The 26746-nt window shown below is 47.3% G+C and carries 25 protein-coding genes; 10 read left to right on the plus strand and 15 right to left on the minus strand.

The features are described 5' to 3' along the window. Positions 1 to 207: 207 nt before the first annotated feature. Entirely contained in the window at positions 208 to 2967 is a 2760-nt protein-coding gene (ppc, locus tag H615_RS0116825; RefSeq protein WP_027956229.1) for a phosphoenolpyruvate carboxylase, read from the plus strand. Between the two features lie 108 nt (positions 2968 to 3075). Continuing rightward, positions 3076 to 4362, plus strand: coding sequence for a GntP family permease (locus tag H615_RS0116830; RefSeq protein WP_027956230.1), 1287 nt, complete (start codon positions 3076 to 3078; stop codon positions 4360 to 4362). Positions 4363 to 4496: 134 nt separating this feature from the next. On the opposite strand, the gene H615_RS0116835 is transcribed toward H615_RS0116830, so the two are convergent. From H615_RS0116835 to H615_RS0116860, 5 genes are all read right to left on the minus strand, one after another. Beyond that, positions 4497 to 5273 (minus strand): 3-hydroxybutyrate dehydrogenase, encoded by a 777-nt coding sequence (locus tag H615_RS0116835; RefSeq protein ID WP_027956231.1) that lies wholly within the window; start codon positions 5271 to 5273, stop codon positions 4497 to 4499. Positions 5274 to 5369: 96 nt separating this feature from the next. Then, complete coding sequence (locus tag H615_RS0116840; RefSeq protein WP_027956232.1) at positions 5370 to 6746, minus strand: Glu/Leu/Phe/Val family dehydrogenase; 1377 nt, start codon at positions 6744 to 6746, stop codon at positions 5370 to 5372. Positions 6747 to 7362: 616 nt separating this feature from the next. After that, positions 7363 to 8142 (minus strand): enoyl-ACP reductase FabI, encoded by a 780-nt coding sequence (fabI, locus tag H615_RS0116850; RefSeq protein WP_027956234.1) that lies wholly within the window; start codon positions 8140 to 8142, stop codon positions 7363 to 7365. Between the two features lie 45 nt (positions 8143 to 8187). Next, positions 8188 to 8865 (minus strand): Dph6-related ATP pyrophosphatase, encoded by a 678-nt coding sequence (locus H615_RS0116855; protein ID WP_027956235.1) that lies wholly within the window; start codon positions 8863 to 8865, stop codon positions 8188 to 8190. A 10-nt stretch (positions 8866 to 8875) separates the two neighbouring features. Then, positions 8876 to 9949 carry a C45 family autoproteolytic acyltransferase/hydrolase gene (locus H615_RS0116860; RefSeq protein WP_027956236.1) on the minus strand — a complete coding sequence of 358 codons (1074 nt, stop codon included), beginning with the start codon at positions 9947 to 9949 and terminating at the stop codon, positions 8876 to 8878. 215 nt (positions 9950 to 10164) lie between these two features. On the opposite strand from H615_RS0116860, the gene H615_RS0116865 reads away from it, so the two are divergent. Next, the gene (locus H615_RS0116865; RefSeq protein WP_027956237.1) at positions 10165 to 11223 is read left to right on the plus strand and encodes an NAD(P)/FAD-dependent oxidoreductase; all 1059 of its coding nucleotides are present in this window, start codon (positions 10165 to 10167) and stop codon (positions 11221 to 11223) included. Between the two features lie 37 nt (positions 11224 to 11260). On the opposite strand, the gene H615_RS0116870 is transcribed toward H615_RS0116865, so the two are convergent. From H615_RS0116870 to H615_RS22155, 3 genes are all read right to left on the minus strand, one after another. Next, positions 11261 to 12205, minus strand: coding sequence for an ATP-grasp domain-containing protein (locus H615_RS0116870; protein ID WP_027956238.1), 945 nt, complete (start codon positions 12203 to 12205; stop codon positions 11261 to 11263). Between the two features lie 156 nt (positions 12206 to 12361). Then, a complete protein-coding gene (locus H615_RS0116875) occupies positions 12362 to 13807 on the minus strand; it encodes a carbon starvation CstA family protein (RefSeq protein WP_027956239.1) in 1446 nt (481 codons plus the stop codon). A gap of 307 nt (positions 13808 to 14114) precedes the next feature. Next, positions 14115 to 14285 carry an aspartyl-phosphate phosphatase Spo0E family protein gene (locus H615_RS22155; protein WP_084163195.1) on the minus strand — a complete coding sequence of 57 codons (171 nt, stop codon included), beginning with the start codon at positions 14283 to 14285 and terminating at the stop codon, positions 14115 to 14117. Positions 14286 to 14459: 174 nt separating this feature from the next. Here H615_RS22155 and H615_RS0116885 point away from each other — a divergent pair, with 174 nt between their 5' ends. Then, positions 14460 to 14840, plus strand: a complete 381-nt coding sequence (locus H615_RS0116885) for a RidA family protein (RefSeq protein ID WP_027956240.1) — start codon at positions 14460 to 14462, stop codon at positions 14838 to 14840. A 33-nt stretch (positions 14841 to 14873) separates the two neighbouring features. Here H615_RS0116885 and H615_RS0116890 read toward each other — a convergent pair whose 3' ends face one another. Continuing rightward, positions 14874 to 15104: an excisionase family DNA-binding protein gene (locus tag H615_RS0116890; protein WP_027956241.1), complete on the minus strand. Its 231-nt coding sequence runs from the start codon at positions 15102 to 15104 to the stop codon at positions 14874 to 14876. Positions 15105 to 15228: 124 nt separating this feature from the next. Here H615_RS0116890 and H615_RS0116895 point away from each other — a divergent pair, with 124 nt between their 5' ends. From H615_RS0116895 to H615_RS0116915, 4 genes are all read left to right on the plus strand, one after another. Then, entirely contained in the window at positions 15229 to 16083 is an 855-nt protein-coding gene (locus H615_RS0116895; protein WP_027956242.1) for a DUF1206 domain-containing protein, read from the plus strand. A gap of 72 nt (positions 16084 to 16155) precedes the next feature. Further along, positions 16156 to 16611, plus strand: a complete 456-nt coding sequence (locus H615_RS0116900) for a hypothetical protein (protein WP_027956243.1) — start codon at positions 16156 to 16158, stop codon at positions 16609 to 16611. A gap of 77 nt (positions 16612 to 16688) precedes the next feature. Continuing rightward, on the plus strand, positions 16689 to 17420 hold the full coding sequence (locus tag H615_RS0116910; protein ID WP_027956244.1) for a hypothetical protein: 732 nt from the start codon (positions 16689 to 16691) through the stop codon (positions 17418 to 17420). 99 nt (positions 17421 to 17519) lie between these two features. After that, a complete protein-coding gene (locus H615_RS0116915) occupies positions 17520 to 18341 on the plus strand; it encodes an STAS domain-containing protein (protein ID WP_027956245.1) in 822 nt (273 codons plus the stop codon). A 111-nt stretch (positions 18342 to 18452) separates the two neighbouring features. On the opposite strand, the gene H615_RS0116920 is transcribed toward H615_RS0116915, so the two are convergent. The 3 genes from H615_RS0116920 to H615_RS0116930 all read right to left on the minus strand — a co-directional run bounded on the left by H615_RS0116920 (position 18453) and on the right by H615_RS0116930 (position 22633). Beyond that, positions 18453 to 19757, minus strand: coding sequence for a Na+/H+ antiporter NhaC family protein (locus tag H615_RS0116920; protein ID WP_027956246.1), 1305 nt, complete (start codon positions 19755 to 19757; stop codon positions 18453 to 18455). A gap of 248 nt (positions 19758 to 20005) precedes the next feature. After that, entirely contained in the window at positions 20006 to 21391 is a 1386-nt protein-coding gene (locus H615_RS0116925; RefSeq protein WP_027956247.1) for a YjiH family protein, read from the minus strand. 177 nt (positions 21392 to 21568) lie between these two features. Then, positions 21569 to 22633, minus strand: a complete 1065-nt coding sequence (locus tag H615_RS0116930; RefSeq protein ID WP_027956248.1) for an AI-2E family transporter — start codon at positions 22631 to 22633, stop codon at positions 21569 to 21571. 333 nt (positions 22634 to 22966) lie between these two features. Here H615_RS0116930 and fbpA point away from each other — a divergent pair, with 333 nt between their 5' ends. Beyond that, on the plus strand, positions 22967 to 23122 hold the full coding sequence (gene fbpA, locus H615_RS22160; protein ID WP_084163197.1) for a Fur-regulated basic protein FbpA: 156 nt from the start codon (positions 22967 to 22969) through the stop codon (positions 23120 to 23122). Positions 23123 to 23141: 19 nt separating this feature from the next. Then, positions 23142 to 23441, plus strand: a complete 300-nt coding sequence (locus H615_RS0116940) for a MerR family transcriptional regulator (protein WP_027956249.1) — start codon at positions 23142 to 23144, stop codon at positions 23439 to 23441. A 68-nt stretch (positions 23442 to 23509) separates the two neighbouring features. Here H615_RS0116940 and H615_RS0116945 read toward each other — a convergent pair whose 3' ends face one another. From H615_RS0116945 to H615_RS0116955, 3 genes are read right to left on the minus strand one after another with little or no spacing between them, the layout of a single operon-like run. Next, positions 23510 to 23836, minus strand: coding sequence for a CHY zinc finger protein (locus H615_RS0116945; protein WP_027956250.1), 327 nt, complete (start codon positions 23834 to 23836; stop codon positions 23510 to 23512). 44 nt (positions 23837 to 23880) lie between these two features. Further along, positions 23881 to 25074 carry an MFS transporter gene (locus H615_RS0116950; RefSeq protein ID WP_027956251.1) on the minus strand — a complete coding sequence of 398 codons (1194 nt, stop codon included), beginning with the start codon at positions 25072 to 25074 and terminating at the stop codon, positions 23881 to 23883. A 15-nt stretch (positions 25075 to 25089) separates the two neighbouring features. Beyond that, entirely contained in the window at positions 25090 to 26730 is a 1641-nt protein-coding gene (locus H615_RS0116955) for an SLC13 family permease (protein ID WP_027956252.1), read from the minus strand. Positions 26731 to 26746: the final 16 nt, after the last annotated feature.

Consider the following 26746-nt stretch of genomic DNA (forward strand, 5'->3'; position numbering starts at 1 on the left):
AAAATAGAAAAGAGGGTTCTTTACTCAGAGCATAAGGCAGCGCTTACATGTCTATAACCAGCACGCTTTACGGAAGCATACCTTCCACCTCGCTGCTTCCATATAAAAGCACAGGCTCCTGCTGAACATTTGACTATACAAATAATTCTGATAATATTATGAAGCACAATACTATCCATTTTACAGATCTGACAGGAAGGTGAAATTGTGACAACGCTTAACAGTACGAACGACCACACGACTCCCCTGAGGAGAGATATCCGATCCCTTGGACAAATGCTTGGAAACATCCTTGTCCATCACGGCGGTGAAGAATTATTAAATAAAGTAGAAACCATCCGCCAGTTGACCAAAGACTTACGACAAAACCCTGAACAGCATACTTATAAACAGCTGAAACAAGAAATCCAGAGCCTCGAGCCGCCTATGCGCTCGCAGGTCATCCGCGCATTCTCCATCTATTTCCATCTTGTGAATATCGCTGAGCAGAACCACAGAATCCGCAGAAGAAGAGAATATCAACTCCGTGAAGATCATGGGGCGCAGCCTTTTTCATTGGAAAGTGCCGTGGTTAACTTGAAAAACAACAACTTTTCGAAAGAGTTGATTCAGGATGTGCTCCACGATCTTTCCCTTGAATTGATCATTACCGCGCACCCGACGGAAGCAACCAAGAGAACCGTGCTTGAAATCCAGAAACGGATTGCTGCAATCCTTCAAAAGCTTGATCACCCGCAGCTCACAAAAGGAGAACGCGAAAGTCTTCAGGACAGCCTCCAGAACGAGGTGACGGTTCTATGGCAGACGGATGAACTCCGTGAACGCAAGCCGACCGTCATGGATGAAGTACGGAATGGATTGTACTACTTCGACCAGACCTTGTTTGATGTTCTTCCTGATATTCATCAGGAGCTTGAAAATCGACTGGAAGATCATTTCCCGGGAGAAGACTGGGACGTACCGAATTTCCTCAAATTCGGATCCTGGATTGGTGGAGACCGTGACGGAAACCCCAACGTGACTCCTGAAATCACTTGGGAAACGCTTGAGAAACAACGGCAGCTGGCTTTAAAGAAATATGACCAGGTGCTTGTGGAGCTGATGAAACGATTCAGCCACTCTTCGACACAGGTGACCGTGACCGAAGCTCTGAAACAATCGATCGAGGAGCAGGAACCTCTTCTTTCTGAAGAAAAGAGATGGCGGGATGACCGGGAAATTTATCGCCGGAAGTTTGCCATCATCCTTGAACGGCTGCGTCAGGTAGGCCGGTCTGAGATTGGTTACAAAGATGCAGATGAACTGCATGAGGACCTCCTCCTTATTCAAGAAAGCGCCCAGACCCATCAGCCGAACCGCGGCGAACTGAAGAAATTGAGAAAGTTGATCCGTCAGGTGGAAATGTTCGGCTTCCATCTCGCTACCCTGGACATCCGTAATCACAGCGGAGAGCATGAAGCTGCGGTTACCGAGCTGCTCCGCAAGGTTGGAATTGAAGAGGACTATTCAGCTCTCTCTGAAGAGCGGAAGCTGGCCGTTCTTCAGGATGTATTGAAGGACCCACGTCCGATTTCCCTGCTGAACGAGGATTATTCAGAGTCCACCCAGCAGATGCTGACCGTTTTCCAAATGATCCGTAGAGCTCACCTGGAGTTCGGTAAACGCTCCATTGAAGTTTACTTGATCAGTCATACAGAAGCCGCAAGTGATCTTCTAGAAGTTCTTGTCCTTGCTAAAGAGGCAGGTATTTACAGACTTCACGCCGACGGCACTGTGGAAAGCAACATCAATGTTGCCCCGCTGCTGGAAACCGTGGACGATCTCGTTGCCGGACCTGAGATTCTTAAAACTGTATTTGATATGGACATATACAGCCGCCACTTGAAAAAGCGCGGCAGCTCACAGGAAATTATGCTCGGATATTCCGACGGCAGTAAAGATGGTGGAACACTCACGGCCAACTGGCGCCTGTACAAGGCTCAGCAGGAAATCCGTGAAATGGCCGAGGATTATGGTATCGGTCTCAAGTTCTTCCATGGCCGAGGCGGCTCATTAGGCCGCGGAGGCGGACCATTGAACCGCAGCCTGCTGTCACAGCCTGCTGAAACCCTTGGTGAAGGAGTGAAAATCACCGAACAAGGAGAAGTGCTTTCTTCCCGTTATCTGCTTCGTGACATTGCTTACCGAAGTCTGGAACAGGCAGCCTCCACTCTTGTGGAAGGAGCGGCCAATGTCTCGAAGGAATCAGAGCAGGGCCACCATCGTGAAGACACATGGGAACAGGCCATCGAAGAAATTTCCGAAGTATCTCTTAAAAAATACCAGGACCTTGTCTTCGGTGACCCTGAATTTCTTACGTACTTCAATGAAGCCACACCGCTTCAAGAAATCAGCGGCCTGAATATAGGTTCACGCCCAATGAAGCGTAAGGACAGCTCCAAGTTTGAAAATCTGCGCGCCATTCCTTGGGTCTTTGCCTGGACACAGAACCGTCAGCTTCTCCCCGCCTGGTACGCCGCAGGATCTGGTCTCGCTTATTATGCCGATCAGGGCAGCGAACAACTTGAACAACTGCAGCAGATGTATGAAAACTGGCCGTTCTTCCGTTCAACCATCAATAACTTACAGATGGCCTTGACGAAAGCCGACATTCAAACGGCTCGTGAGTATACCCAGCTTGTCCAGGATGAAAAGATCGGAAAACGGATCTTCAATGAAGTCGTTGAAGAATATGAGCGTACGAAAGAAATTCTCCTCCGGATTACAGGGGATGATGAACTGTTGAATCACCAGCCGACGATCAAGGAATCCGTCCGTCTGAGGAATCCTTACGTCGATCCATTGAACTTCCTGCAGGTGGAGTTGATTAAAGAGCTCCGCAAGGAAGAAGATCCAAACGATGAAATTCTAACAGAAGTACTGTTGACGATCAGTGGAATCGCTGCAGGACTTCGTAATACAGGTTGATCAACAAAACTGCCGGCCAAGCGCCGGCAGTTTTTTTTGTGGTTCATCAAATCCGCTGAATTGGACATAGTAAAACAGACATCAACCACATAAAGTGAGGGAATCATCATGATTAGTATCCTATTAGGACTTGTTTTACTCATGCTTCTCGCCTATCTGGGCTGGTCCATCATCTGGATTGCCCCGCTCGTATCAGGCTTTGTCGCTATTCTAAGCGGAATGGACATCCTCCCTGCCTATACCGACACGTACATGCAGGGATTCGTCGACTTTGCGAAAGACTACTTCCCCATCTTCCTATTCGGTGCGATTTTCGGAAAGCTGATGGAGGATACAGGTGCTGCCCAGTCAGTCGCTCATAAAATATCCAGTGTCATTGGGAAAAAACGTGCGATACTGGGGATGCTGCTGTCGGCTGCTATCCTAACCTACGGCGGTGTCAGTCTGTTCGTCGTCGTTTTCGCTGTTTATCCTCTCGCTGTAGCGATGTTCAGAGAAGCGAATGTTTCAAGAAAGCTGATCCCGTCCACCTTTGTTCTCGGCGCTTTCACATTTACGATGACCGCTGTTCCGGGTACACCACAGATTCAGAACATCATCCCGATCAATACATTCGAAACCAATACGATGGCAGCACCGATCCTGGGCATCGTCGCCGCTTTAATCATGGCTGTCGGCGGATACTTTTATTTAAAATTCCGCGAAGGCCGGCTGACTAAAAATGATGAGACCTTTACAGAGCCTGAAGGGGATAACCAGGTGAAAAGTGTCAACGAGGAAGAACTTCCAAACTGGATTCTATCCACCATCCCCCTCATTGCAGTCGTAGCGACGTTGAATATATTTGATTTGAATATCCTGACCGCCCTGCTCATCGGGATCCTGCTGATTATGGCGTTTAACTGGAAAGATTATAAGGACTTTATCAAAGCCATTAACGGTGGTGCCTCCGGATCGGTTATGGCGACCATCAATACGAGTGCGGCTGTTGGTTTCGGGACAGTCGTTACCGCTTCCCCCGGATTTGATACAGTGAAAGACCTTATTTTCAGTATTCCACTCAGCCCTTATTTTTCAGAAGCTTTCGCTGTCCAGCTGTTAGCGATGATCACCGGCTCTGCTTCCGGTGGTATGGGAATCGCTTTGGAAGCGCTCGGTCAGGAGTATTATGATATAGCTGTGAATCAGGGACTCAGCCTGGAAGCCTTCCACAGAATTACCTCTGTAGCTTCAGGCGCTTCCATCCTTCCTCACAACGGGGCACTGCTGACTTTATTCACAGTTACCGGCCTGACCCATAAGGATTCCTACAAAGACGTATTTGTAGTGGGCTTGGTCATTCCAATGATTGCAACCATAGCCATCATCCTGCTGGCAATGATGGGAATCAATTAACCCGGCTGCCGCAAACGTCTCCAAATGATCATATAGAAAAAAGGGAGGAACTTCTCATATTCAGAAGTTCCTCCCTTTTTTCATCTAAGTCATTTAAAAACCCTGCACAAGGTACAGGGTTTTCCTTTATGGATTTATTGAACGGTATACCCACCGTCAATTACTGCAGCCTGACCAGTAATGCTTTTCGCTTTGTCACTGACAAGGAAAATGGCGTAGTCAGCAACCTCCTGTACCTGGAGGAGACGTTTCTGCGGGACCAGTGGATAGATAACTTCTTCCAAGGCTTTTTCTTTCTTAATGTTCCGCGTGTTCGCCAGGTCCTCCAACTGATTCTGAACAAGCGGCGTATCCACATAGCCCGGGCAGATGGCATTGACGGTAATGCCGTCATCAGCTCCCTCCAGAGCCGTCACTTTCGTCAGTCCGATGACCCCGTGCTTGGCACTGTTGTACCCCGCTTTACCGGCAAACCCAATTAAACCGTTGATGGAGGCCATATTCAAGACACGTCCGTACCCTTGCTTTTTCATATGAGGGAAGGCGTGCTTGATTCCGAAAAATGGGCCTTTGAGCATAATATCAAGAATCAATGCAAACTTCTCAGATGGAAAATCCTCCACTGGAGCCACGTGCTGAATCCCGGCATTATTGACAAGAATGTCGATACTGCCGAATTTACTGACCGTCTCTTCAATCGCATTTTTCACATCATCTTCTTTCGCCACGTTGGCGACAACACCTTCGACAGTAAAGCCTTGAGAACGAAGTTCCTCGACCGATTTGTCCAATGTCTCCTGATTAATGTCATTTAACATAACTTTGGCACCGGCTTTTGCAAATTCCGTAGCAATTTCCAAACCGATGCCTTGTCCTGATCCTGTAATTAAGGCAGATTTTCCTTCTAACACGATAATTCCTCCTTCTAGGTTCATCACTCCTTACCTTTCCCACTTTTCCGGAAAAATGCACAAAAAACTCAGCCTTTGAAAGGCTGAGTTTTTTCTTCAGTATAGTTTTCCCTGGCGGTACATAATGTTGGACAATTTCATAACGGAGTGGATATAGCAGTTTTGACGAAGCGGGAAGGGGTCTCCGAAGAACTGCGGAAGAATCGTATCCATCGTATGTTTCATTTTATCAAAAAGCCGTTCAAATACTTCGTCTTCGTTCATGAAACGCGCCTCTCTTCCCTGCACCCATTCATAGAAGGAAACGATCACACCACCCGCATTGGCAAGGATATCCGGAATAATTAAGACACCTTTATCCGCCAAGTGCTTATCTGCTTCCTCTGTTATAGGTCCGTTGGCGCCTTCAACAATAATTTCCGCCTGGATATCCTTCATATTGCCTTCGTGAATCTGATCTTCCAGCGCAGCAAGGAACAGGACGTCGACATCCATGGTAAGCAGTTCATCCCGATCTCTGATTTCCGCTTGAATTTCGTGCTCCTCCAGCTGCTGATCTTCGGTTGGAAGGTCTCCATCGTTTTGATTCGTGAATTCCACAAGTGCTTCAATATCCAATCCTTCACGGTTGTAAAGCATGACGTTTGCATCGCTTACAGCGACCACTTTGTTGTTTAAGTAATCACATTTCCTGGATTCAAGCGCGGCGACAGATCCCAGATTTCCGAAGCCCTGGACAGCCATTTTCAATTCTTTATCGGCATGATCCAGAGCCGTTTTGGCAAATATATTATCCGTTCCTTCCAGCCAGTCCTTATTATTCTTCAAGAAGTCATGCAGCATATAGCGGAACGTAAAATAGACACCTTTTCCTGTTGATTCCCGGCGTCCCAGCGATCCACCATTCACAATGCTTTTTCCTGTAAAACTGTTGCGGTAAGGTTCTCCCGGATGAAGCGCCTTGAACTCCCCCATCATCCAGTCCATTTCCCGTTCTCCCGTTCCTACGTCAGGAGCTGGAATATCCTTATCAGGCCCCAGGATATCGTTAAAATACTGGACATATTTTTTACAGATCAGGTTCAGTTCCTTCACGCTGTAATCTTTCGGATTGATTCCGACGCCGCCTTTTCCTCCGCCGAACGGCAGCTCATGGAGGGCATTTTTCAACGTCATCAGCTTAGCGAGATTGGCCACTTCGTCTTCATGGACCGATTCATGGAAGCGGATCCCGCCTTTATATGGGCCTACTGTATCGCTGTGCTGAATACGAAATGCCGGAATACGAACGATCTGACCGTCCTCCATGGGTACTCTTAAGTATGATTTATGCACGTGATTCGGTGTGGACAGAAGGGCCACCAGCGATTTATACGCCTGCTCCCTTGACTGGTACTTCAGGTCCGGTAGAAAATCTTCATCTTCCATAACTGCTTTCAGTGACTCTTCGATGATTGATTGTTGTCTCTGCATACGTAAAGCCTCCGATCTAATGATAAGGTCCTGTGCTGATTTTCACTCACTAAATTACCCATACCCTAATTTTTCCACGTGAAACGTTTCCTAACCATTAAAAAAGCTCCCTAAATAAGGGAGCTATTGGCTGTAGAAAAAGTCCGTGTTAACTAGTTAGAGTTGTCCATTTGTCGTGTGAAGGGCCACAATCCGCTTTTTGGTGGATGGATGCCACGGGCATCACCACCGAACGCTCCTCGTGTACGCAGATTCAAAAGAACGGCATGGGCTGCGTTATGGCCGCTTGCGTGGAAAAGAAAAAGGGAAAGAACAGGTGCTGATAACGGCTGCCTGATGGAATATGAAAAAGATTGTCCTCCATCCAGCAAGGATGAGCTAGGTGGAGGAGAGTCATTTTCGATGTTTAAGAACTCCCAAGGAGCGGCGCCCCTTCCACTCCTGCGGAAGAACGAGTGGTCCGAGATCGCCGAGCGTGGGTTTTGCGAGGAAGCTCGGGCGCTCGTCCGCGGAAAGGGAAGGGGCTTTCGCTCCTGGCGGCAAGAAAGAAAAAAGCTTGTAAAGAAACAGAAGTTTCTCTACAAGCTGAAGCTCCCTGAATAAGGGAGCTTTTTGTTCAACCTAAAATATTATATCCAGAATCTACATAAACGATTTCGCCGGTTACTCCACGGGAGAGATGACTCATCATGGCCAGCGTCATATCGCCGACCTCTTCCTGTGTCACATTTTTTCTAAGCGGAGACGTTGCTTCAATCTTGCTGAGAATTTCATTGAAACTTGGTACACCTTTCGCCGCGAGCGTACGGACAGCTCCCGCAGAAATCGCATTTACACGGACCTGCTGCTGTCCCATATCTTCAGCAAGGTAACGTACAGCCGCTTCAAGGGAAGCTTTTGCTACACCCATCACGTTGTACCCTTTCACCAAGCGCTCCGCACCAAGATAGCTCATAGCTATCAATGAACCGCCTTCTGTCATATACGGCCGCGCCGCTTTGGCTACCGCTATGAGGGAATAAGCACTCGTATCATGAGCGAAGGCAAAGCCGTCGCGGGACGTTTCGATAAAATCGCCTTTCAAGTCTTCCGCATGGGCAAAGGCAATGGAGTGACAGACACCGTGGATCACACCTGCCTGCTCCCCGATTTTCGCAAAGGCCTCCTGAATGCTCTCATCATTGTTTACATCACACTGAATAACAGCTTTCGCCTCGACGCCTTCTTCTTCAAGAAGCTTCTGCAGTTTTGTATAGCTGCGGTCTTTTCTATATGTAAAAATGACATTCGCTCCTGCCTTGTAGAGGGACCTCGCTACGCCCCAGGCAAGGCTCCGCTTATTGGCTACACCCATCACGACGATGTTCTTATCTTTCAACTGTAAAATGTCTTCCATAATTACCTCCAGTGAATCTTTTCTCGACTACTTATCTTACCATATTTATTCGCCGGGCTCCTCTAATTCTACATGAGCAAATCTTCCACCTAAAGAGGTAAAACGAAGGCCCGGGGTGACGGCCAGCGGTTGGATGAAACAGGGACCATCATAGACAAAGGTATGGAATTCCCCATGTTCCCCGCACAGATCCACCTCTTCAGGAAGAGCATCCAGAAAATCCATGTCGAACGTCCTTCCAGCATATTCTGCAGGCAGAACGTCGGTATCCACGGTCGTCACGATGCTTTTAAAGCCAAGCTGGATCAAAGTCTCTACTGTTTGTTTTGCCGGCTGTTTCCACAAAGGAAATATTCCTTCCATATCTATTTTATCCATGAGCTGCAGGCGGTAATCTCTGATATCCTCAAGAAAAAGATCGGCGTAGACGATAGCAGAGACACCTTCTTTCCTCAGCTGCTCCGCTTGTCGTCCTAACGCCTGCTCGTACTGCTCATTGGAGGCCTCTTCCGGAAGTTCCACCTCGTATAAGGGCAGCTGCAGTGCCTTAGCCTGGCTCCTCATCCATTCCGTTTTCACTTCATGGACCGGAAGCCTCTTCCTTTCCGCAGAAATGGTTGAGATCAGCCCTTTTACAGTATAGGCAGGGTCATTCAACATCAGATATAAGGCAAGAGCAGAATCCTTCCCGCCGCTCCATGATACAACCAAACGTTCCGTCATTGTGCTCCCCCTATCTCTGTTTTCTTCCATTCCAGTAAGCCCCGTCTTCCATGTGGACAAAAGGCAGTTCTGTATCCACTTCTCCATAAATCATCGTCCGTGCTTCATCTTTACCTGCAAGCCAATGATGAAAGTTCAATTCCACCGGCTCCTGATCCCCCCCTAAGGCAAACCATGCCTTTCCTTCCTTTGGGAGGTAGCCGGCTGTATGAATCGTGCCAGCCCATTGGTCATAGAGATCAGAAAATACACCGCCGGCTGTATCATTCATCAGACGGAAAGCATCGTAAGCCTGGGAAAGCTGTTCACGTCCGGTCTGGATAGCCTCCATCCGCCGTTTAGAATCCACCAAATGGTTCCGGTTTTCCTCTACCATGATTTCAAAATGGTTGGTACACACATCCGCTTCCCTGACAGCCGTTCCACGCGGAGAAGCTTCCACAACATACGTACGTCCGCTCGGATCAAAGACCGTGTAGCTGAACGAATGACGATGGGGGATTTCTTTCAGCATCGCCACGGCTTCCTCTACATCCGCACAGGTTTCAAGGATGATTCTTCCAATCATACAGCAGATAAACCCATCTCCCGGCCGCTTCCGATGCATAAAGTTATAGCCGAGAACGAGTCCCTTTTCATTCATCCCATCCATACGGCCGGTAATTCTCTGGGTCGGCCCGATCGTGCTGTATCCCTGGTCTTCCGGTTGAAACAAGGCGTAACGCCCCTCATACGTTTTCGGCATATAATCATAATTACGGATAAAATACCCATCTCCTGTCATGATGGAACAGCCGCTTCGTTTATAGTCGACCCGGTAGCCGCCGAATTCCATCATCACTCGTTCCATCGGCCACTCCAGGGCATCCCTGAGCCCCAGAAGTTCATCCCAAATGCCCGGAGCAAAGCGGGTAATCGCCTCCTTCACTTCTGATTCTTCTACTGTAAAACGCGGGATACGTACCTTCCACTGTTTTTCCCGGTTTTTTATCGTCATCGAATTTTTCAGCTGCTTCCCCTGAAAATATCCATAATCATAATGGGAGCCTCGAAATTGTATCACCCTGCTGTATACCTGCTTCATCATCTGACCCTCTCTTTTTCTGAATTAGCTTCATTCTACTATGTCTTCCTGCATCAGAAAAGACATCCATATTCTGCCACAACCAGGAATAAATGCGCCATTCATATAGTTTTTCGACGATTTTTTTGATACGCTAATGATTGTAACAAATGATAGAAAACGTTTACGAAAAGGGAACGCAGGGGATTTGAATTTGTGAAGGTGGTGGAACAAAAGTGAAAAAAGTTGTCATTTTAGGTGGGGGATACGGCGGCATGAATGCTCTTCACGGGCTGCTTGACGGCGTAAGGGATGATGTACACATCACCGTTATCGACCGAAACCCATACCACTCATTGAAAACAGAGTTTTATACCATTGCTGCAGGCACGGAATCCGACCGACATGCCCGTGTAGACTTTCCAGAGCATGAGCAGGTGGATTACGTTTTTGATGAAATCGAAAACATTGATGTCGAAGCCGAGCACGTCCGCGTGAAAGGCGGCCTTGAGCCTGTTCCCTATGATTATCTTCTCATTGGACTCGGGTGTGAGGATAACTACCACGGCATCGAAGGGGCACAGCAATTTACAGAAAGTGTCCAGACGTTCTCCAAAGCCCGCAGTGCCGGCTATTCCATTAATAACCTCGGAGCATACGGCAAGATTACCGTTGTAGGTGCCGGGCTGAGCGGCATTGAGGTCGCTTCTGAGGTACGTGAAAGCCGGCCGGATTTGAACATCCGCCTGCTTGACCGGGGCTCTTCTGTATTGAAAGCTTTTGATTCAAAGATTCAGGAATATGTGGAGAAATGGTTCAATGACAATGGTGTCGAGGTTATCCACCATGCCAATGTGGAGTACGTCGAACAAGACGGGGTCTGCAACAACGGTCTTTGCTATATCAATGATGTCACAGTATGGACCGCTGGTGTACGTCCGAATTTCCTCGTACGAGAGCTTCCTTTTGAAAAAGATGATCAGGAAAAAGTCATCATTAACGATTTCTACCAGGTACCCTCTCATCAAAATGTCTATGTCGTAGGAGACTGTGCGTCCTCCGAGTACTCTCCAAGTGCACAGCTGGCCGGCCAGCAAGGCGAAAAAGTCGCAGATGTCCTTCGTGCCGTTCTCCAGGACCGCGTACCGGAACGTCCCGGCGACGTCAAACTGAAGGGGTCCCTCGGGTCGCTTGGAAAAAACGACGGATTCGGCAACATGCTCCAAAAGCCGATGACCGGTGTCCTTCCCCGTCTTGCCAAGTCAGGAGTCTTGTGGCTGAGCAAACGCCATTAAAAAGAGATCGATCACAAGGTGTGATCGATCTCTTTTTTTATACATAAGATTTCTCAAGCAGGCCGCCAAGATAACGGGCAAGCTCCAGCATGCCGTAAGTACCGGCCGCAGCCTCGGCATCAGAATTGTAATTCGTGTTTGTATTAACGTCGTAGGTGTAAAGGTTTCCTTCAGCATCCTGAATCGCTTCGATTCCTGCAACCTGAACGTTGTTCTCTTCTAAAAATGCCTCATAATGATCGACAACGTCCGGACGATAATCTTTCAGAATCTCAAACTTTGCTTTTGGTGCTTCCGCTTGTTGATCTGTCGGGCAGTAAAGGTCTTCGATGGTGCAGGCATCAGCCGGGCATAACTCGAAGCCTTCTGATGTATCCACTTTCACCCCGTAGACAAACTTCCCACCGACAAATTCATGGCGGACGATGTAAGGTTCGGGAGCCTCGATATACTGTTGAATCAGCGTTATTCCATCGACCGGTTCCTCAAAGGACGGGCCGTCAATATATTCTCTCAAAGCTTCAGTCGAATGAAACAATTGGACCCCCTGACCTTTTCCAGCACGGTTATGCTTTGTGATGAAAGAGGACTGATCAAGCTTGCGGGCCGCTTCAAGGATGTTGTATCTGCCCACTGCTGTGATGGTTTTCGGTGTTTGAATACCTGCCTGATTCAAAGCCATGTACTGATTGACTTTACTTACCTCAAGACGCAGCGCACGGCTGCCGTTGATCACCGTCCGGCCGTGGCGCTCCAGCCATGCAAGGACAGCCTCAGTATATTCCGGTGCAAAACGGTGGTTTCTCGTATGAGACGATGCACTGATCCTGTTATAAAAAATGCCTTCCGGAGGCTCGCTTGTCAGATCAAGCGTCCCTTGATCCAGATGCCATAGTTCGTAGGGAAGATTCAATTCTTCCAGCCGTTCCGTCAAGTGGCCGGTCCAATCGTCGTTTTCATGAAGTACATATATTTTACTCATGCCAGGACTCCTTTCATTTCGATACTTTCTTTATTTTATCATAAAATCCCGATAAAGTTACTAGGATATGATCCATCCAACGCCCTTTTTATCGGCCCTCCAAAAGGGAGGATATCCATAGACAAAAAACACCCTCCACGATGGAGGGTGTTGAGGTCAACTTGCTTTCGTTGTAAGGACACGCTGCTGTTTCTGCATTTTGTGTTTGATCACCTGCCACACGAACCATGTGAAGACGGCTGTCCAGATGACGGCGCCTAATATCATGGATGTGGAGTAAGCAAGGCCGAATCCTTCCGGCGCATAAAAGATGTAGGTACTGACCACCGCAGTCATAAACAGCGCCGGCACACTGCAGATCCAATGGAATTTCGCCTGCTTCATCAAATACATGGCTCCCGTCCAAAGCATGACGGTGGCCACCACTTGGTTCGACCAGCCGACATAACGCCAAAGAAAGCTGTAATCCATCTGTGTAAGCATGAAGGTTGGAATAGCGACAGGTACAGCAAGGAGAATCGACGCCCATTTTCCATTCCATTCTTTATTCGTAAACCCTTTGAGAAGATCCACCAGCATCATTCGGGACGACCGAAGCGCTGTATCCCCTGTCGTAATCGGAAGGATGATAACACCGAGAACGGCAAGAATACCACCGAGAGTTCCGAGCGTAGATGTACTGATTTCGTTGACCACGCTGGCTGGTCCACCTGCGTCAAGGGCCGTTTGAAGCTCCCCGGTGCCCCCAAAGAAAGCCATTCCAGCTGCAGCCCAGATCAAGGCAATGATGCCTTCGGCAATCATTGCGCCATAAAACACTTTTCTTCCTTCGCTTTCTTTCTTCAACGTCCGGGCAAGAATCGGGCTCTGAGTACTATGAAACCCTGAAATGGCACCACAGGAAACGGTAACCATCAGCAGCGGCCAGATTGGAAGCTCCTGAGGATGAAGGTTCTCTACGGTCAGGTTTGGAACCGGGTTATCAAAGAAGAACAATCCAATCCCGATACTGACTGCCATAAAGATAAGAATCGCCCCGAAAATCGGGTACACTTTTCCGATAATTTTATTGATTGGAAGAACAGTTGCTACCAGAAAATAAGCAAAAATAAGCAGGATACATGTAAAGAAACCAAGCGGTGTAACCTCTGCCATCAGCTGAGCCGGTCCTGCAGTAAATGCCGCGGCAACCAGCACCATCAAACCAATCGATAGAATATTAATGACGACACGCGCAGGGCTTCCAAGATATTTCCCTACAAGGCCGGGAAACTGCTCGCCTTTATGGCGAAGAGACATCATTCCAGAGAAGTAATCGTGGACTGCTCCTCCGAAAATTGATCCAATGACAATCCATATAAATGCAACGGGCCCGTAAAGAGCACCCATAACAGCACCAAAAATCGGTCCAAGCCCAGCGATATTGAGGAGCTGGATCAAACTCGCTTTCCACCAGCTCATAGGCATGTAGTCAAATCCGTCATTCTGTTCATAGGCCGGTGTCGTCTTTTTGTCATTGATGACAAAAATGCGTTCGACCACCTTTCCATAAACCAAATAACCGAGAATAAGTAAAGCAACAGATGCGATAAATGTGACCATCGCTGAGCCTCCTTCCAAATGAGAATATAAAAAGTATTCTAGCCGCTTCTTTGTCGAATAACAACCCATTTTCTGAATATTTATTTTTTTATTCTTTTTTTTCTTGAAGTAAAGCGTTTGCACCTTGAAAACATATAAAAAGAGCCTTCTGCTCGATGCAGAAGGCTCTTTTTATGTATGAAACCTGCCACCCTGTAGGAATGGTTAAGTTTCCCGCAGTCGTAATGATCGCAGGGCGGCATTACTGATAATTTAACACAACACGTCAAAACCATCAAACCATGCAGCTCTTCGTATGTAAAAAGGCTCACTGGTTTGAGCAGTGAAAGCTGTCCTCGTTTCCAAAACGATTCAGAAGGTCGTCCAGATCCTGGGAAATGCGCAACAGTTCCGGATCCTCCGGATTTTTATTATATATGTCATACATGTGTTTTCTTAATTCTTCAATCTGCTTTTCAAGTCTTTCTTTATACGACATGCCCTCAACTCCTTCCTCAATCATTTTCCCCGTTTCCAAAAGCCTAAACCGCAAAAAGGGGGACCCGTTCCTTTTAAAGAACGAAGGACCCATGTTAACTGCCGGCTGATAACGCTATGTCCAAAGAAAGAAACGTGGTAAACTTTAGCCACATACATAAAAGGAGGCAGAACCATGTTCCAAACGATTTCCACTACCCAGGCACCCGGTGCCATCGGACCCTACTCCCAGGCGGTTGACCTTGGCAGCCTTGTTTTTCTTTCCGGCCAGATCCCTCTGGACCCAGACACGATGGAATTTGTATCCGATGACGTCACCGAACAGACCCATCAGGTTATGAAAAACTTGAAGGCCGTTCTGAAGGAAGCCGATCTCGATTTTTCCCATGTAGCTAAAATGAATATCTACCTTGCTTCCATGGATGACTTTGCTGCTGTGAATGACGTATATGCAGGCTATTTGAAAGAACCTTATCCTGCACGCGCCGCCGTTGAAGTCAGCAGGTTGCCTAAAGGAGCCAGGGTAGAAATTGAAGCCGTAGCTGTTCGAAAATAGCCAAAAACAGAGCCTGTATTCGGCTCTGTTTTTTTAGTCTTCATCTTTAACATCAGGATCTTCCGGAATAGGGCTGTTCAAATACTCCTGAATCAATTCCCTGTAGTGTTCCATCTGCTCCAAATGCTTGGAGAATTGATGTTTATTGATCAGCCACTGCTCTCCATCATGGACCGTTTTAATTTTATTATGATGAATCAGATACTCGATATAGTCATCAGGAAGCTCCAGGTATGCAGCAGTTTCCTTTACAGTCATATACATAGGACGCCCCCTTTCTCTCCCCTATTTTAACATGATTTCCACCACGAGCCGGTTTCTTTTTTTCCCACATCGGGAAATACTTTTCTAAGCAATCATAAGTTAAAGAAGGAGTGAACAAAAAAAGATGGCTTCTACATTTACATCCTCAAGCAATTCAGATGCTCAACAAACCAAGGAGGATATAAAACCATGGATCCGCCGGCTGGCCCGATTCGGTTTTATGGCCAAGGGAACGGTATACATGCTGATCGGCCTCCTGACTTTCATGGCGGTCATCGGTGTCGGGGGCGGAAAGACGACCGGAACATCAGGGATGTTCCGTACCGTGGCTCAAGTAGCTTTTGGTGAAATCCTGTTATGGGGTGTGGCCATCGGTCTTCTCGGCTACATTATCTGGCGTTTGATCGAAGCCGTTCTTGACCCGGCCAATAAAGGCAGTGACGCAAAAGGGATCATCACCCGGATTGGGTATGTCGTAGCTGCTGTCATTTATGGTGGTATTGCCTACAATGCAGTGAAAATCGCTGTGAATGCAGGCTCAAGCGGGGGAAGCACGGAGAAAACCATGTCCGCGCAATTATTATCCCAGCCTTTTGGTCAATGGCTCGTCGGAACTATCGGTATCATTACGATCGGGTATGCCGTCTACGAATTTTACCAAGGATCCACAGGACGTTTTATGAAATCTTTCAACCATGGTGATATGGACAAGCATCGACGGAAAGTAGCTGAAACGAGTGGACGCTTCGGTTTATCTGCCCGGGGAGTCGTCCTTGGCTTGATTGGGTTTTTCTTCATCCGGACCGCTGTGACGTCCAACCCTGATCAGGCTAAAGGCATGGACGGTGCTCTTTCTGAAATATCCCAGCAGCCCTTTGGACAGGTCCTTCTCGGTATTGCTGGATTGGGACTGATGCTGTACGGCATCTATCAAATCGTCCGTGGGCGTTACACACGCATGAACTTCGGCGCAAAATGATTGCTTCAGACTTGATGTATGACGTTCGCGGTTGTGCTATACTAAGCCTACGAATCACATCAGGAGGACGTTATGCTTACATTTGAAGAAAAAGTTGCAATCATTGAAGAGTTTTCAGAATTAGACCGGAAAGATGTCTCGCTTGGACGAGTGAATTTCCACTATGAGGACAGCCTTTATGATAAGAAAATCATTGTATACCGCCTTCATCCAAATGGTAACGGCTTTGTCTATGCCGGTGAAATCGAAGGCGCAGACACGGATGAGCGCGGCATGATCAATATTAAAGACTACAGCCCCGATGCTTTGAAAGATTTAATCAAAGAGGCGATTGACTCCCTTTCCTTATCCCCGGCTGAAAAAAATCCGGTTATGGAAGAATGGCTGAACGATCGCGATCAGGCATTAATTTTATTAAGAGAAGAAGACGGCTACAACGTCTATGCTGATGAAACATTGGAAGGGGCATTCAACTCCTACCAGGAAGCAGCGTCTTTCCTTGAACAGGAAGGATTCAGCCGTCTTTAAAAAAGAGCCCTCCCGGGCTCTTTTTTTTGGTTCTGCTGATCCAGTCTGCATAAGCTGTAACAAAGGAGGTCTGCGTCATGCAGCATTACTTCAGGCGGCAGGCAGAAACGGCAGTTGTTACAGCTTTTGCTCAAGGAGACGTCAACGGAGACTCCATCACCGACTATGTGTACTTGACCGGGTATCAGTCTCCGGACAGTCCGTACGTAACCGGCATTACGCTCATTATCCAGGACGGGCGCACCCAGCAGTTTTACAGTATTCCCCTCATTACAAACACTGGATATCAACCGCGGCTGTTTTTAGGTGATTTCACGGGTAATGGCATCGATAATATTTTAATCAGCATGGACTCAGGCGGAAGCGGCGGATTTGGTTATTACTATGTCTATGCATTCTTAAACAATCAGCCTTCTCTTCTATTTAATTATGAGACCTTCGATTCTTTATTTACGTATACCGTCACTTACCAAAATGATTATAAAGTGAACGTGACGAATGAGACACTCGCCCTGTCTTTTATCATTGACCTGAGTAACCGCAGTGAGGACTATCTTTCCGAAATCTATGCCGATGACGGGACACTGCTGATCCCGATCCAAGGATCAGTATCCGGACTCAATCAGTTATATCCCGTCGACTTCAACGGTGATGGTGTATATGAATTATTCGCATTCCAACGAGTCATCGGACGGTATAATGCCGATGGTCTCGGTCTCATCCAAACGCCCCTTTCATGGAATGGGCAGCAGTTCACCCCTTTTTCCAATCAACAGTACCTCGCTGTTTCCGGACAGTCATCCGAGTAAAATAAGTATAGAATCAAATGCTCAGACTGGGAAATTTTAAGTTATAGAACGATGAAAAAGGGTATAGGTACAATAATGCTTATCGGAAGGAGACCAAAAATGGACAGTTTAAACCAAAGACTCGCGCAATACTTTGAAGATAACCAGACAAAACTTGTCAGTGAACTGCTTCCCGCAACATTGGACCAATTAGAAATCGACTATACCGATCAGGAATTGACTTATCACTTCGATATGCTGTCCCTGCTTCTTGATCGTGTGGCGAGAAGTCTTCTGCAGCATCCAGAGGAAACCAACGCCGCCGAAATCGGTTATGATACGAATAATTACCTCTATTCCCAGGGGGTGCTTCTCAAACAGACCGTAGATGTCCTTTGCGTTTTCCGCCTCTCCTTGATGAAGCACATGAGGAAGTCAGACATGATCAAGGAAGCGAAGGTGGAAGAAGGCTTTCTCGTCACCGAAGAAGTCGTGACTGCCTTTGATGCAGCGATTCGTGCCACCACAGATAACTATAATAAATTGAAAGAACAAGAACATGAGAAAATCGAGAAGGATTTAAATGAAGTATCGACTCCCGTGGTGCTTATTGATGAATTTCAGGCTGTGCTGCCCCTGGTGGGAGAATTCTCACCGGACCGTTTTGAAGTCGTTAAAGATCATACCCTTCATAAAGTGAAAGAATACAACCTGAGGCTATTGTTCATTGATTTCTCAGGAATCGCCACGTTTGATGATGTATTCATTCATGACTTATTCAATCTAACGAAAACCATCAAACTGCTCGGTACGAGGACCGTTCTGACCGGCATCCGGACAGAAATGGCTATGGCTGCCATCGATTCAGAAATCAGCTTCAAAGAGCTGGAAACCTACAATGATTTGAAACAGGCACTGCTGTCCGTCAATCAAAACGGATAACAAGCTTCATTTGAATATGCCCATTGACCTATTCCCACTTTCCTACATAACCAATGGTCAATTTCAATTAAGAAAAGCATCAAGCCAGGGCTTGATGCTTTTTCAAATGCTTTACTTCTGATTTGCGTGAGAACGTGGAAACCTGAACAGAATAGCAAGGATTCCAGATAACGCCAGCAGAATGGGATAAAAGGCGAACGGTACAATACTGACGGGCGATATACTCGCTACACTGGCAGCAGATAAAATCTGCGCCCCATACGGAATCAATCCCTGCACAGAGCTTGAGAAGATATCAAGCACACTCGCCGATCGTTTAGGGTCAATCCCGAACCGTGATGAAATTTGTTTAGCAAGCGGACCCGCCGTAATAATAGAGATCGTATTGTTCGCTGTCGAAACGTTCACAGCGGCAACAAGACCGGCGATGCTGAATTCACCGCCACGGCTGGAGCGGGCACGACTGCTGATTTTTTCTAATAGGAAATCGATTCCACCATTTCTGCGGATCAGCTCAACCAGACCTCCGAGAAGGATAACGAGCAGAGAAAGCTCCTGCATTCCGGCAAAGCCATCCCCAATGAGAGTGATGAGTTCCATTCCTGAGAAATCCCCCATCAGAAGGCCGATCAGCCCGGCTGAGATCACTCCTCCCATTAAGACGAAGATGACATTAATCCCCATCACCGCAAATACGAGTACTCCAAGATAAGGAAGAACTTTGATGATTTCAAAGCTTTGATCTCCTTGGGTACTCCCGGATGCACCAGCGGTCAGCACACCATATATAACAGCTGTGACAATGGCTGCCGGAAGGACGATGAGGAAGTTGGCACGAAATTTGTCCTTCATCTTCGTTCCCTGGGTACGGACAGCCGCGATTGTCGTATCAGAGATAATCGATAAGTTATCCCCGAACATCGCCCCGCTGATGAGCGCTCCCAGAGTTAATGGAAGGGCCGAACCTGTCTGATCCGCAATACCGACTCCAATCGGCGCCAGCGCGACAATCGTTCCCACTGATGTCCCCATGGAAATGGAGATAAAACACGCAATAAGAAACAGGCCGACAATAAGCAGCTGACCAGGCAGCACCGCCAATCCGAGGTTAACCGTCGAATCTACGGCTCCCATCCCTTCAGCGACAGTGGAAAAGGCTCCGGCAAGCAGAAAGATAACGACCATCAATATAATATTGGAATGCCCGCCTCCTTCTGTAAACTGCTGCAGTTTTGTCTGGAAATCCGTTTTTCTATTCATAAACAGGGCTGTTAAAATCGCTGCAAAAATAGCGACAAGCACCGGCATTTGGTAGAAATCTCCGGTCCATATCCCAGACCCGATAAAAAGGACAATAAAGACGAGAAAAGGAATTAAGGCTAAGCCATTTCCCTTGATATTATTTTCTTTTTCCATACATGCTCCTTCTTTCTTCAAGATTAGAATCCTTTCATACTCTACCCTAATTTCCGCGTGGATATCAAGCATCAGCAACATTCCAGCCGCAGAGAAGGATAACTTTTTTATAACATTGAAGGATAAAAGCTTTAAAGGCCCCCTGAAAACGAAACAAAGAGCCGAAACCTATGAATGTAATGACCTCCCCTATTGAAATAAAAGGCGCCGCTGATATTCAGCGGCGCCTCTTTTTATGAACAGCGTATTTAGAAGAAGAAGAGATGAGCCATCAATGCGGCCACAGGCAGCGTGATGACGGTCCGCTGCAGGAAAATGATGAACAGTTCAAAGAAGTTGATCGGAATTTTAGATTTGATTAACAGAATGCCAATTTCCGACATGTAGATCAACTGCGTAAGAGACATGACTCCGATTATGAAACGGGTCAGCTCTGATTCAATCCCGCTCCCTACAACAGCCGGAAGGAACATGTCGGCAAACCCGACGATCATCGCAGGAGCTGCGGCTGATGCTTCCGGAATCTGGAGCAGCTGCAGCAGAGGAAGAAATGGATAGGATAAATACGTGAAGACAGGTGTGAATTCCGCAGCTACCAGCGCAACCGTTCCAAGAGCCATAACCAATGGAATCAATCCAAGCCAGATATCCAGTACATTATAAACCCCTTTTTTCACAACCGTTCCAGCACTTTTCACTTGATCGGCTTTTTCCACCGCTTTTTCCAATCCCCATCTGAATGAAGAAACTCCCTCCGGAACGACTTCATCAATCTGTTTTCCGACCGGCCCGTAGTACGTTTCTTTTTTTCTCGACAGGGGAGGAATACGCGGGCAAATGACCGCGGCTACTATACCACAGACGACGACTGTAAAGTAAAAGGCAACAAATCTGTGATCGATATTCAGGAATTTGGCGATCACTAAACTGAAGGCAATGGAAGCAATGGAAAAGTTCGTGGCCACCACAGAAGCTTCACGTTTAGAATAATATCCTCCCTCATACTGCTGGGTCGTCAATAGAACCCCGACAGTCCCGCTTCCCATCCAGGAAGCCATCGCATCGACCGAAGACCGGCCCGGAAGCTTAAACAGGGGATGCATGACCTTCCGCACCACAGTACCGATAAAATCCATCAGTCCAAATTCCAAGAGCAGCGGCATAAACAGGCTGGCGAACAAAAACCAGACCATCAATACAGGGATCAGATCGTTCAATACGACACCGCCGGTCAAATCCGACTGAATCACCGCCGGCCCCGTCTGTGTGAGAGTCAAAACGGCAAAAACGGCCCCAAGGAAACGGAAGGCCATCCAAAGCGGTCCTACATCAAATAATTGAAACAAGAAGGCCTCCGGTTTTCTCTTTTCCACGGGAACGAATTTCACGAAGAACGTTCCGAGTGTCGATAAGACGATGACCCCTGTCATAAAAGCTGGAATATAAGCAGCAATGGCCCCTTGAAGTCCGTCCGCGAGAATTCCGAGCCCGATCGTTACTTTACCATTAATAGAAATAGGTACGAGAAATAATAGAATCCCGATGATAGAAGGAAGGATGAATTTCATCCACTGCTTCGTTGTATAAGCAGATGCTCCTGCTGTCTCTTTCGTTTTTGCCTGTTGTAGTTCCATTCTTCTTCCTCCTCCGACATTTTTATAAGTATAAGTGCATAAATAAACATTTCTGATATTAAGTAACTATACAATCTATCGAATAAAAATTCAATAGGTGTTTGATATCTCTGAAACTCTCGACCTGTTTAGAGGACAGCATAAAGAAAAGCCTGGAAACGGGTTCCAGGCTTTTCTTTATTTAGAATAATATAATTGATAGGTTTGATAACTGTGCTTCAAAATGACTTTGATGACTGTATACGTTGGTACCGCTATAATCATTCCTACCACTCCGTATAAAGGAGCAGCGACAACAAGGAGCAGAATGACGGTGAGCGGATGAATATTCAGCTTCTCTCCAAAAACATACGGGGCTACAAGATTTCCTTCGAGCTGCTGCACAACAACGAATATGATGACAACGTAAAACGCCATGGATGGCTCCTGCATCAGGGCCACTCCGATAGCAGGTACTGCCCCGATGACAGGACCTACAAAAGGAACGATGCAGGCGAACGCTGTAAAGAGTCCGAGAATAAGAGCAAAATCAAGACCAATGATGACATATCCGATATAGGTGAGCACTCCGTCAATCGCCGCCACCGTTACCTGTCCGACGATATAGGAAGAAACGGTTTTATCTATATCTTTCAGCAGTCTTTCTCCCCGGGGCTTCAATTTCTCAGAGAGCCCTTTCTTTAAGAAAGGCAGGAGCCGGTGCCCATCCTTCAGTAGAAAGAATAAGACGAACGGCACGATAACAAGCACGGAGGCTGCCCCAGCAATGGTTGAGAAAATGTCTGACATATGACTACCGATCTGCTGGGTCAGTCCGCCGAAGTATTCCGTCACCCTTTGCTGGATATTCGCTCCGGATACCATCCCCATGTCATTCTTCTCTAAAGTGTCCGAGGCTTCTTCCGCGGTCTTTTTCACCTTGTCAGGGAGCTGGGATATATTGTTGATTTGTTTTTGAATCGTTTCATACAGGGCCCGGCCGGCCGCATATAACACCCCGCCAATTGCAGCAAACACCAGCAGGATCGCTGCCGGTTTAGGAAGATAACGCGTCCGGCTTAAAACGTTGACTACAGGCCGGAGTATGTAAAAGAGAAAACCGGCGATCAGCAGTGGATAAAACAGCGTACTGAAAATAGTCTTTACCGGATCTAGAAAATCCAGCTTTTCAAGAAAGTAAACGAGGATTAAAAATAATACGGCCCCTGTCACATATTTAAAATATGGATGCTTGATCCACATAGATATCACTGTCCTTTTTTCTTGTCCTATTCACCTTTTCCCCCTCTGATAAACAGAGATGATTATAATCTTATAGAAAAAAGCAGGAACAACCGGTGCCTGCAGCATTTCATGAATCCAGCAGCCACAAAAGCCATCTTCCCCACCGACTTTCTTCATTTTAATGGAATAAGATAAAAGATTCGGGAAGGTGACACGTATAATGGAACATCTTCTCACACTCTGAAAAAATTATGTCAGATTTTCTAACATAAAGAGTGACAATTAAGACAATTCCTATTAGACTGATTATAACTTAAACAAAAAATGGAATCCGAACGGGAGTGATGTATAATGTCCCACCACTTGCGAGCGGCCGTTGACCAAATGAAAGAATACTATATTCAAAAGTTGATTGAAGCCGGCATCTATCAGGCTGCTGATGAAATACTCTACACCCTCACCTTGACTGAACTGGAAACGCTTGTAGAACGATTGAACCGTCCTTAGCCGCCAAGGAGGAGAATGTATGTCGTATAAGCATAAAAAGGTTATTTCTATCGGGACGGTCAATGAACTGACCGGGCTTTCCCTGAGACAGATCCGTTATTATGAAGAACGCGGACTCATTTACCCGGAGCGTACCAAACGCGGAACGCGCAAATACTCTTTTTCCGATGTAGAAATTCTTCTACAGATTGCCGATAAACGCGAGGAAGGTGTGCAGACTTATGAAATCAGGAAGGATCTGCAGAAAACGAAAAAAGGCAAAGTGATGGAACGAATGCTGCGCGGACAATTGAATGCGCACTTCAAGATGAACAAATAACACTGCAGGCAGTCCCGGACACCCCTAGGTCCCGGGGCTTTTTTCTGCACAAAAAAACCGCCCTCCTTTTATGGGCGGCTTTCCATGTCAAAATATAATGGATAATGAAGGCTGCAGCGTTCATTGAACCTGTGGCTGCAGGAAGAACAGCTCGATGTATTCATATATTCTTGAATCGTCATCTCATATCCGCAGTTTCCGCAGAGAACCGCCCGCTGGTTCCATTGTTCCCGGGGCCACCGGGACGGCTTGTGACCGGCATGTTCTTCGTGGCAGGACCAGCAGGCATAGTACGTTCCACAGCAGTGGAATTTCAAAGCGATGATATCGATATCGCTGTGGTAATGGACGCATCGTGTCTGAGCGTCCACTTGAGTTCCTTTAACATCATGCATCGTATCCTCTCCTTCCCTTTATCTTATCACGTGAAGAAATCAGATCAGGCATCTTTATAAAAAGGATAAAGTATGAACAGAACAATGAGAAGAAAGCCTACACTCAACACCCCATACCATTGAAATTTCTCCCACAAGGTGCCCACGGCTGTACTTCCGATGGCCACTCCGAGATAGTAGCTGATCAAATAAAACCCTGACGCTCCGCTCCGGTGATGGGTGGCTGTTTTGCTGACAAGCGCGGAAGCCATCGAGTGAGCCACAAAAAAACCCATGCACAAAAGCGAAAGTCCAACCATGATGCTCCAACCTTCTCTTACAGCAGTAAGAGCTGTCCCTATCAGGAAAATCACGACACCGGAGAACATAACCTTCTTCAACCCGGCCTGATCCGAGATCCTGCCCGCAGCTGGAGGAGCGAGCACACCGAAAAGGTAGGCAAAGTACGTGAAGGCAATCCATTTCAACGGCCAGTCGAACGGGTCTCCCTCAAGATAAAAAGGCAGATACGTCCAAACCGCCGTAAAAACAATCTGCATCAAAATGCCAAGGAGAAACAGCACAAGCAGCGGCCCACTTTTTAAATGGATCAGCATGCCCTTTAAATCCACTACAAGATTTTGTTCGGCTTTTTCAAAGAAACGCTCCTTAGGAAAAAGCCAGAGAAACAGGACGGCAGCCAGTACCCCAAAAGCCGAAAACGACCAAAGGGTCATCTGCCAGTTAAATAAGTCAGTCAAGTAACCGCCGATGACACGTCCTCCCATGCCTCCCAGGGCATTACTGGAAATATACAAGGTCATCGCAAGACCGATATGCCTGTATGACACTTCCTCTCCCAGATACCCCATGGCAGCCGCTGGGATACCAGCCAGGAAGAACCCTTGTATAAAACGGAGTGTCACCATCCATTCAAATTCCGGCATGATCGGGATGAGGACCAAACTGAGAGCTGTGAAAAGGAGAGACCCCCGCATCACAAGCGCCCGTCCGTATCGATCCGCAGCAAAACCAAGAATGAACAGACCGAAAACCATAGCCGTAACACACACCGACATCAACAAACTGGATTGTGTAGCTGTAATATCCAGTTCCGATGTAAAAACCGGAAGCAGCGGCTGAAAGACATAAAGGGTTGAAAATATAGACAAGGAAGCGAGCATCAGCGCGATGGTCACACGCCAGAAACCCGCTTCTGATGGTGTATAAGGTTGATGCTGTGCAGCAGTCGCTTCCATGACATCCACTTCTTTCTATGAGTTAAAACGTTCCGGAAAAGAGGCCAGGTCCAGATCCCATACCATTGGGAGATAGAAATAGATAGCCAGAGTGATCAGAACAACAGCAACGATATTCAAAAGAAACCCAGCCTTCGCCATATCAGGAATGCGCAGATACCCCGACCCAAAAACAACGGCGTTGGGAGGTGTAGCGACAGGCAGCATGAACGCACAGCTGGCCGCCATGCCTGCAGCAATCATTAAACTGTACGGATGGACAGAAATCGCACTGGCCAGAGAAGCCATAATCGGAAACATCATCGTGGCCGTCGCTGTATTGGACGTAATCTCTGTCAGGAAAATCACCATAGCTGTGACAATGACGATAATCACCAGCAGATTGACACCGTCCAGCACGGTCAGCTGGGTCCCGATCCACTCCGCCAGACCGGTTTCCTGAAATCCTGAGGCAATGGCAAGGCCCGCCCCGAACAAAAGGAGTATCCCCCATGGCAGCCCTTTTGCTGTATCCCAGTCAAGCAGATAATCCCCTTTTCTGTTCGACGAAGGAATGAGGAACAACAGCACAGCAGCTGTCATGGCAATCATCGTATCGTTGATATTTTCGTTGATTTGAGCGAGAAAAAAGGAACGGGAAATCCAGGCGGCCGCTGTAAGCGTAAAAACAGTCATGACGATTTTTTCCTCAGATGACATCGCCCCCAGCTCTTTCCTTTCCTTGTTGATCACCTTGCGTCCGCCGGGCAGTTCCTTAATTTTCATCGGGTAGGCGATCTTTACTAAGTAAAACCACGTTAAAGCGATGAAAATAACCGAAACAGGGGCACCAAAAGCCATCCAGCCGGCAAAACTGATCTCAATATTGTACGTCTGCTCCACGATTCCTTTGAAAATCGTATTCGGGGGTGTCCCGATCAGAGTTGCCAGTCCACCGATGGAAGCACTATAAGCGACACCAAGCATGACGGCTTTCCCGAAGTTAAAATTACTGTGATCCACGGTTTCTCCCTGTTTTTTCAGTTGTTCAGAAGCCTGATAGATGACAGCCATACCGATTGGCACCATCATCATCGTTGTGGCTGTGTTGGAAATCCAGGCGGACAACAGCCCGGTCGCAACCATAAACCCGAGAACAATCTGTTCTGTACTGGTCCCGACCGCATTAATAATGAACAGGGCAATTCGTTTATGAAGGTTCCATTTCTGCATGGATAATGCAATAAGGAAGCCGCCCATAAAAAGAAAAATCGTATTGTCACCATAAGAGGAAGCTGTCGTTCCCCCATCAAGCCCTCCCGTAATCGGAAAAAGGACAAGGGGAAGCAGCGATGTCGCCGGAATGGGTACAGCCTCGGTAATCCACCATGTTGCAATCCAAAGGGTGCTGGCAAGAACCGCCACCGCGCTGGAGGACAATCCATCCGCCTCCAGAAATAACAGCGTGATCACAAACAAAAGCGGCCCAAGTACCAGTCCGATTTTCTGTCTCCTATCAAAAGCTGGTCCAGGGTCTTCCTCGCTGGAGGCCGACGGTGCATCTGCACTTCCTGTGGAACCTGCCCCCCCTGAGGCGAATGTCAGCAGCTCCTTCGCTTCCCGATGAAGCACCCACATCCGATTCCATACGTTTTTAAGTAAAGCCGTTTGACTCATGACCTTCCCCTCTTTC

The organism is Halobacillus kuroshimensis DSM 18393, assembly GCF_000425705.1.
Classification (GTDB): Bacteria; Bacillota; Bacilli; order Bacillales; family Halobacillaceae; genus Halobacillus; species Halobacillus kuroshimensis.

Coding starts and splice junctions, on each gene's coding strand:
- H615_RS0116895 (WP_027956242.1), top strand. CDS start 15,229: ATGGCTTCTACATTTACATCCTCAAGCAATTCAGATGCTCAACAAACC.
- H615_RS0116940 (WP_027956249.1), top strand. CDS start 23,142: ATGTCGTATAAGCATAAAAAGGTTATTTCTATCGGGACGGTCAATGAA.
- H615_RS0116855 (WP_027956235.1), bottom strand. CDS start 8,865: ATGACGGAACGTTTGGTTGTATCATGGAGCGGCGGGAAGGATTCTGCT.
- H615_RS0116915 (WP_027956245.1), top strand. CDS start 17,520: ATGGACAGTTTAAACCAAAGACTCGCGCAATACTTTGAAGATAACCAG.
- fbpA (WP_084163197.1), top strand. CDS start 22,967: ATGTCCCACCACTTGCGAGCGGCCGTTGACCAAATGAAAGAATACTAT.
- H615_RS0116840 (WP_027956232.1), bottom strand. CDS start 6,746: ATGCAGAGACAACAATCAATCATCGAAGAGTCACTGAAAGCAGTTATG.
- H615_RS0116930 (WP_027956248.1), bottom strand. CDS start 22,633: ATGTGGATCAAGCATCCATATTTTAAATATGTGACAGGGGCCGTATTA.
- H615_RS0116910 (WP_027956244.1), top strand. CDS start 16,689: ATGCAGCATTACTTCAGGCGGCAGGCAGAAACGGCAGTTGTTACAGCT.
- H615_RS0116945 (WP_027956250.1), bottom strand. CDS start 23,836: ATGCATGATGTTAAAGGAACTCAAGTGGACGCTCAGACACGATGCGTC.
- H615_RS0116890 (WP_027956241.1), bottom strand. CDS start 15,104: ATGTATATGACTGTAAAGGAAACTGCTGCATACCTGGAGCTTCCTGAT.
- H615_RS0116875 (WP_027956239.1), bottom strand. CDS start 13,807: ATGGTCACATTTATCGCATCTGTTGCTTTACTTATTCTCGGTTATTTG.
- H615_RS0116955 (WP_027956252.1), bottom strand. CDS start 26,730: ATGAGTCAAACGGCTTTACTTAAAAACGTATGGAATCGGATGTGGGTG.
- H615_RS0116900 (WP_027956243.1), top strand. CDS start 16,156: ATGCTTACATTTGAAGAAAAAGTTGCAATCATTGAAGAGTTTTCAGAA.
- H615_RS0116885 (WP_027956240.1), top strand. CDS start 14,460: ATGTTCCAAACGATTTCCACTACCCAGGCACCCGGTGCCATCGGACCC.
- H615_RS0116860 (WP_027956236.1), bottom strand. CDS start 9,949: ATGAAGCAGGTATACAGCAGGGTGATACAATTTCGAGGCTCCCATTAT.
- H615_RS0116950 (WP_027956251.1), bottom strand. CDS start 25,074: ATGGAAGCGACTGCTGCACAGCATCAACCTTATACACCATCAGAAGCG.
- H615_RS0116920 (WP_027956246.1), bottom strand. CDS start 19,757: ATGGAAAAAGAAAATAATATCAAGGGAAATGGCTTAGCCTTAATTCCT.
- H615_RS22155 (WP_084163195.1), bottom strand. CDS start 14,285: ATGTCGTATAAAGAAAGACTTGAAAAGCAGATTGAAGAATTAAGAAAA.
- fabI (WP_027956234.1), bottom strand. CDS start 8,142: ATGGAAGACATTTTACAGTTGAAAGATAAGAACATCGTCGTGATGGGT.
- H615_RS0116870 (WP_027956238.1), bottom strand. CDS start 12,205: ATGAGTAAAATATATGTACTTCATGAAAACGACGATTGGACCGGCCAC.
- H615_RS0116925 (WP_027956247.1), bottom strand. CDS start 21,391: ATGGAACTACAACAGGCAAAAACGAAAGAGACAGCAGGAGCATCTGCT.
- H615_RS0116830 (WP_027956230.1), top strand. CDS start 3,076: ATGATTAGTATCCTATTAGGACTTGTTTTACTCATGCTTCTCGCCTAT.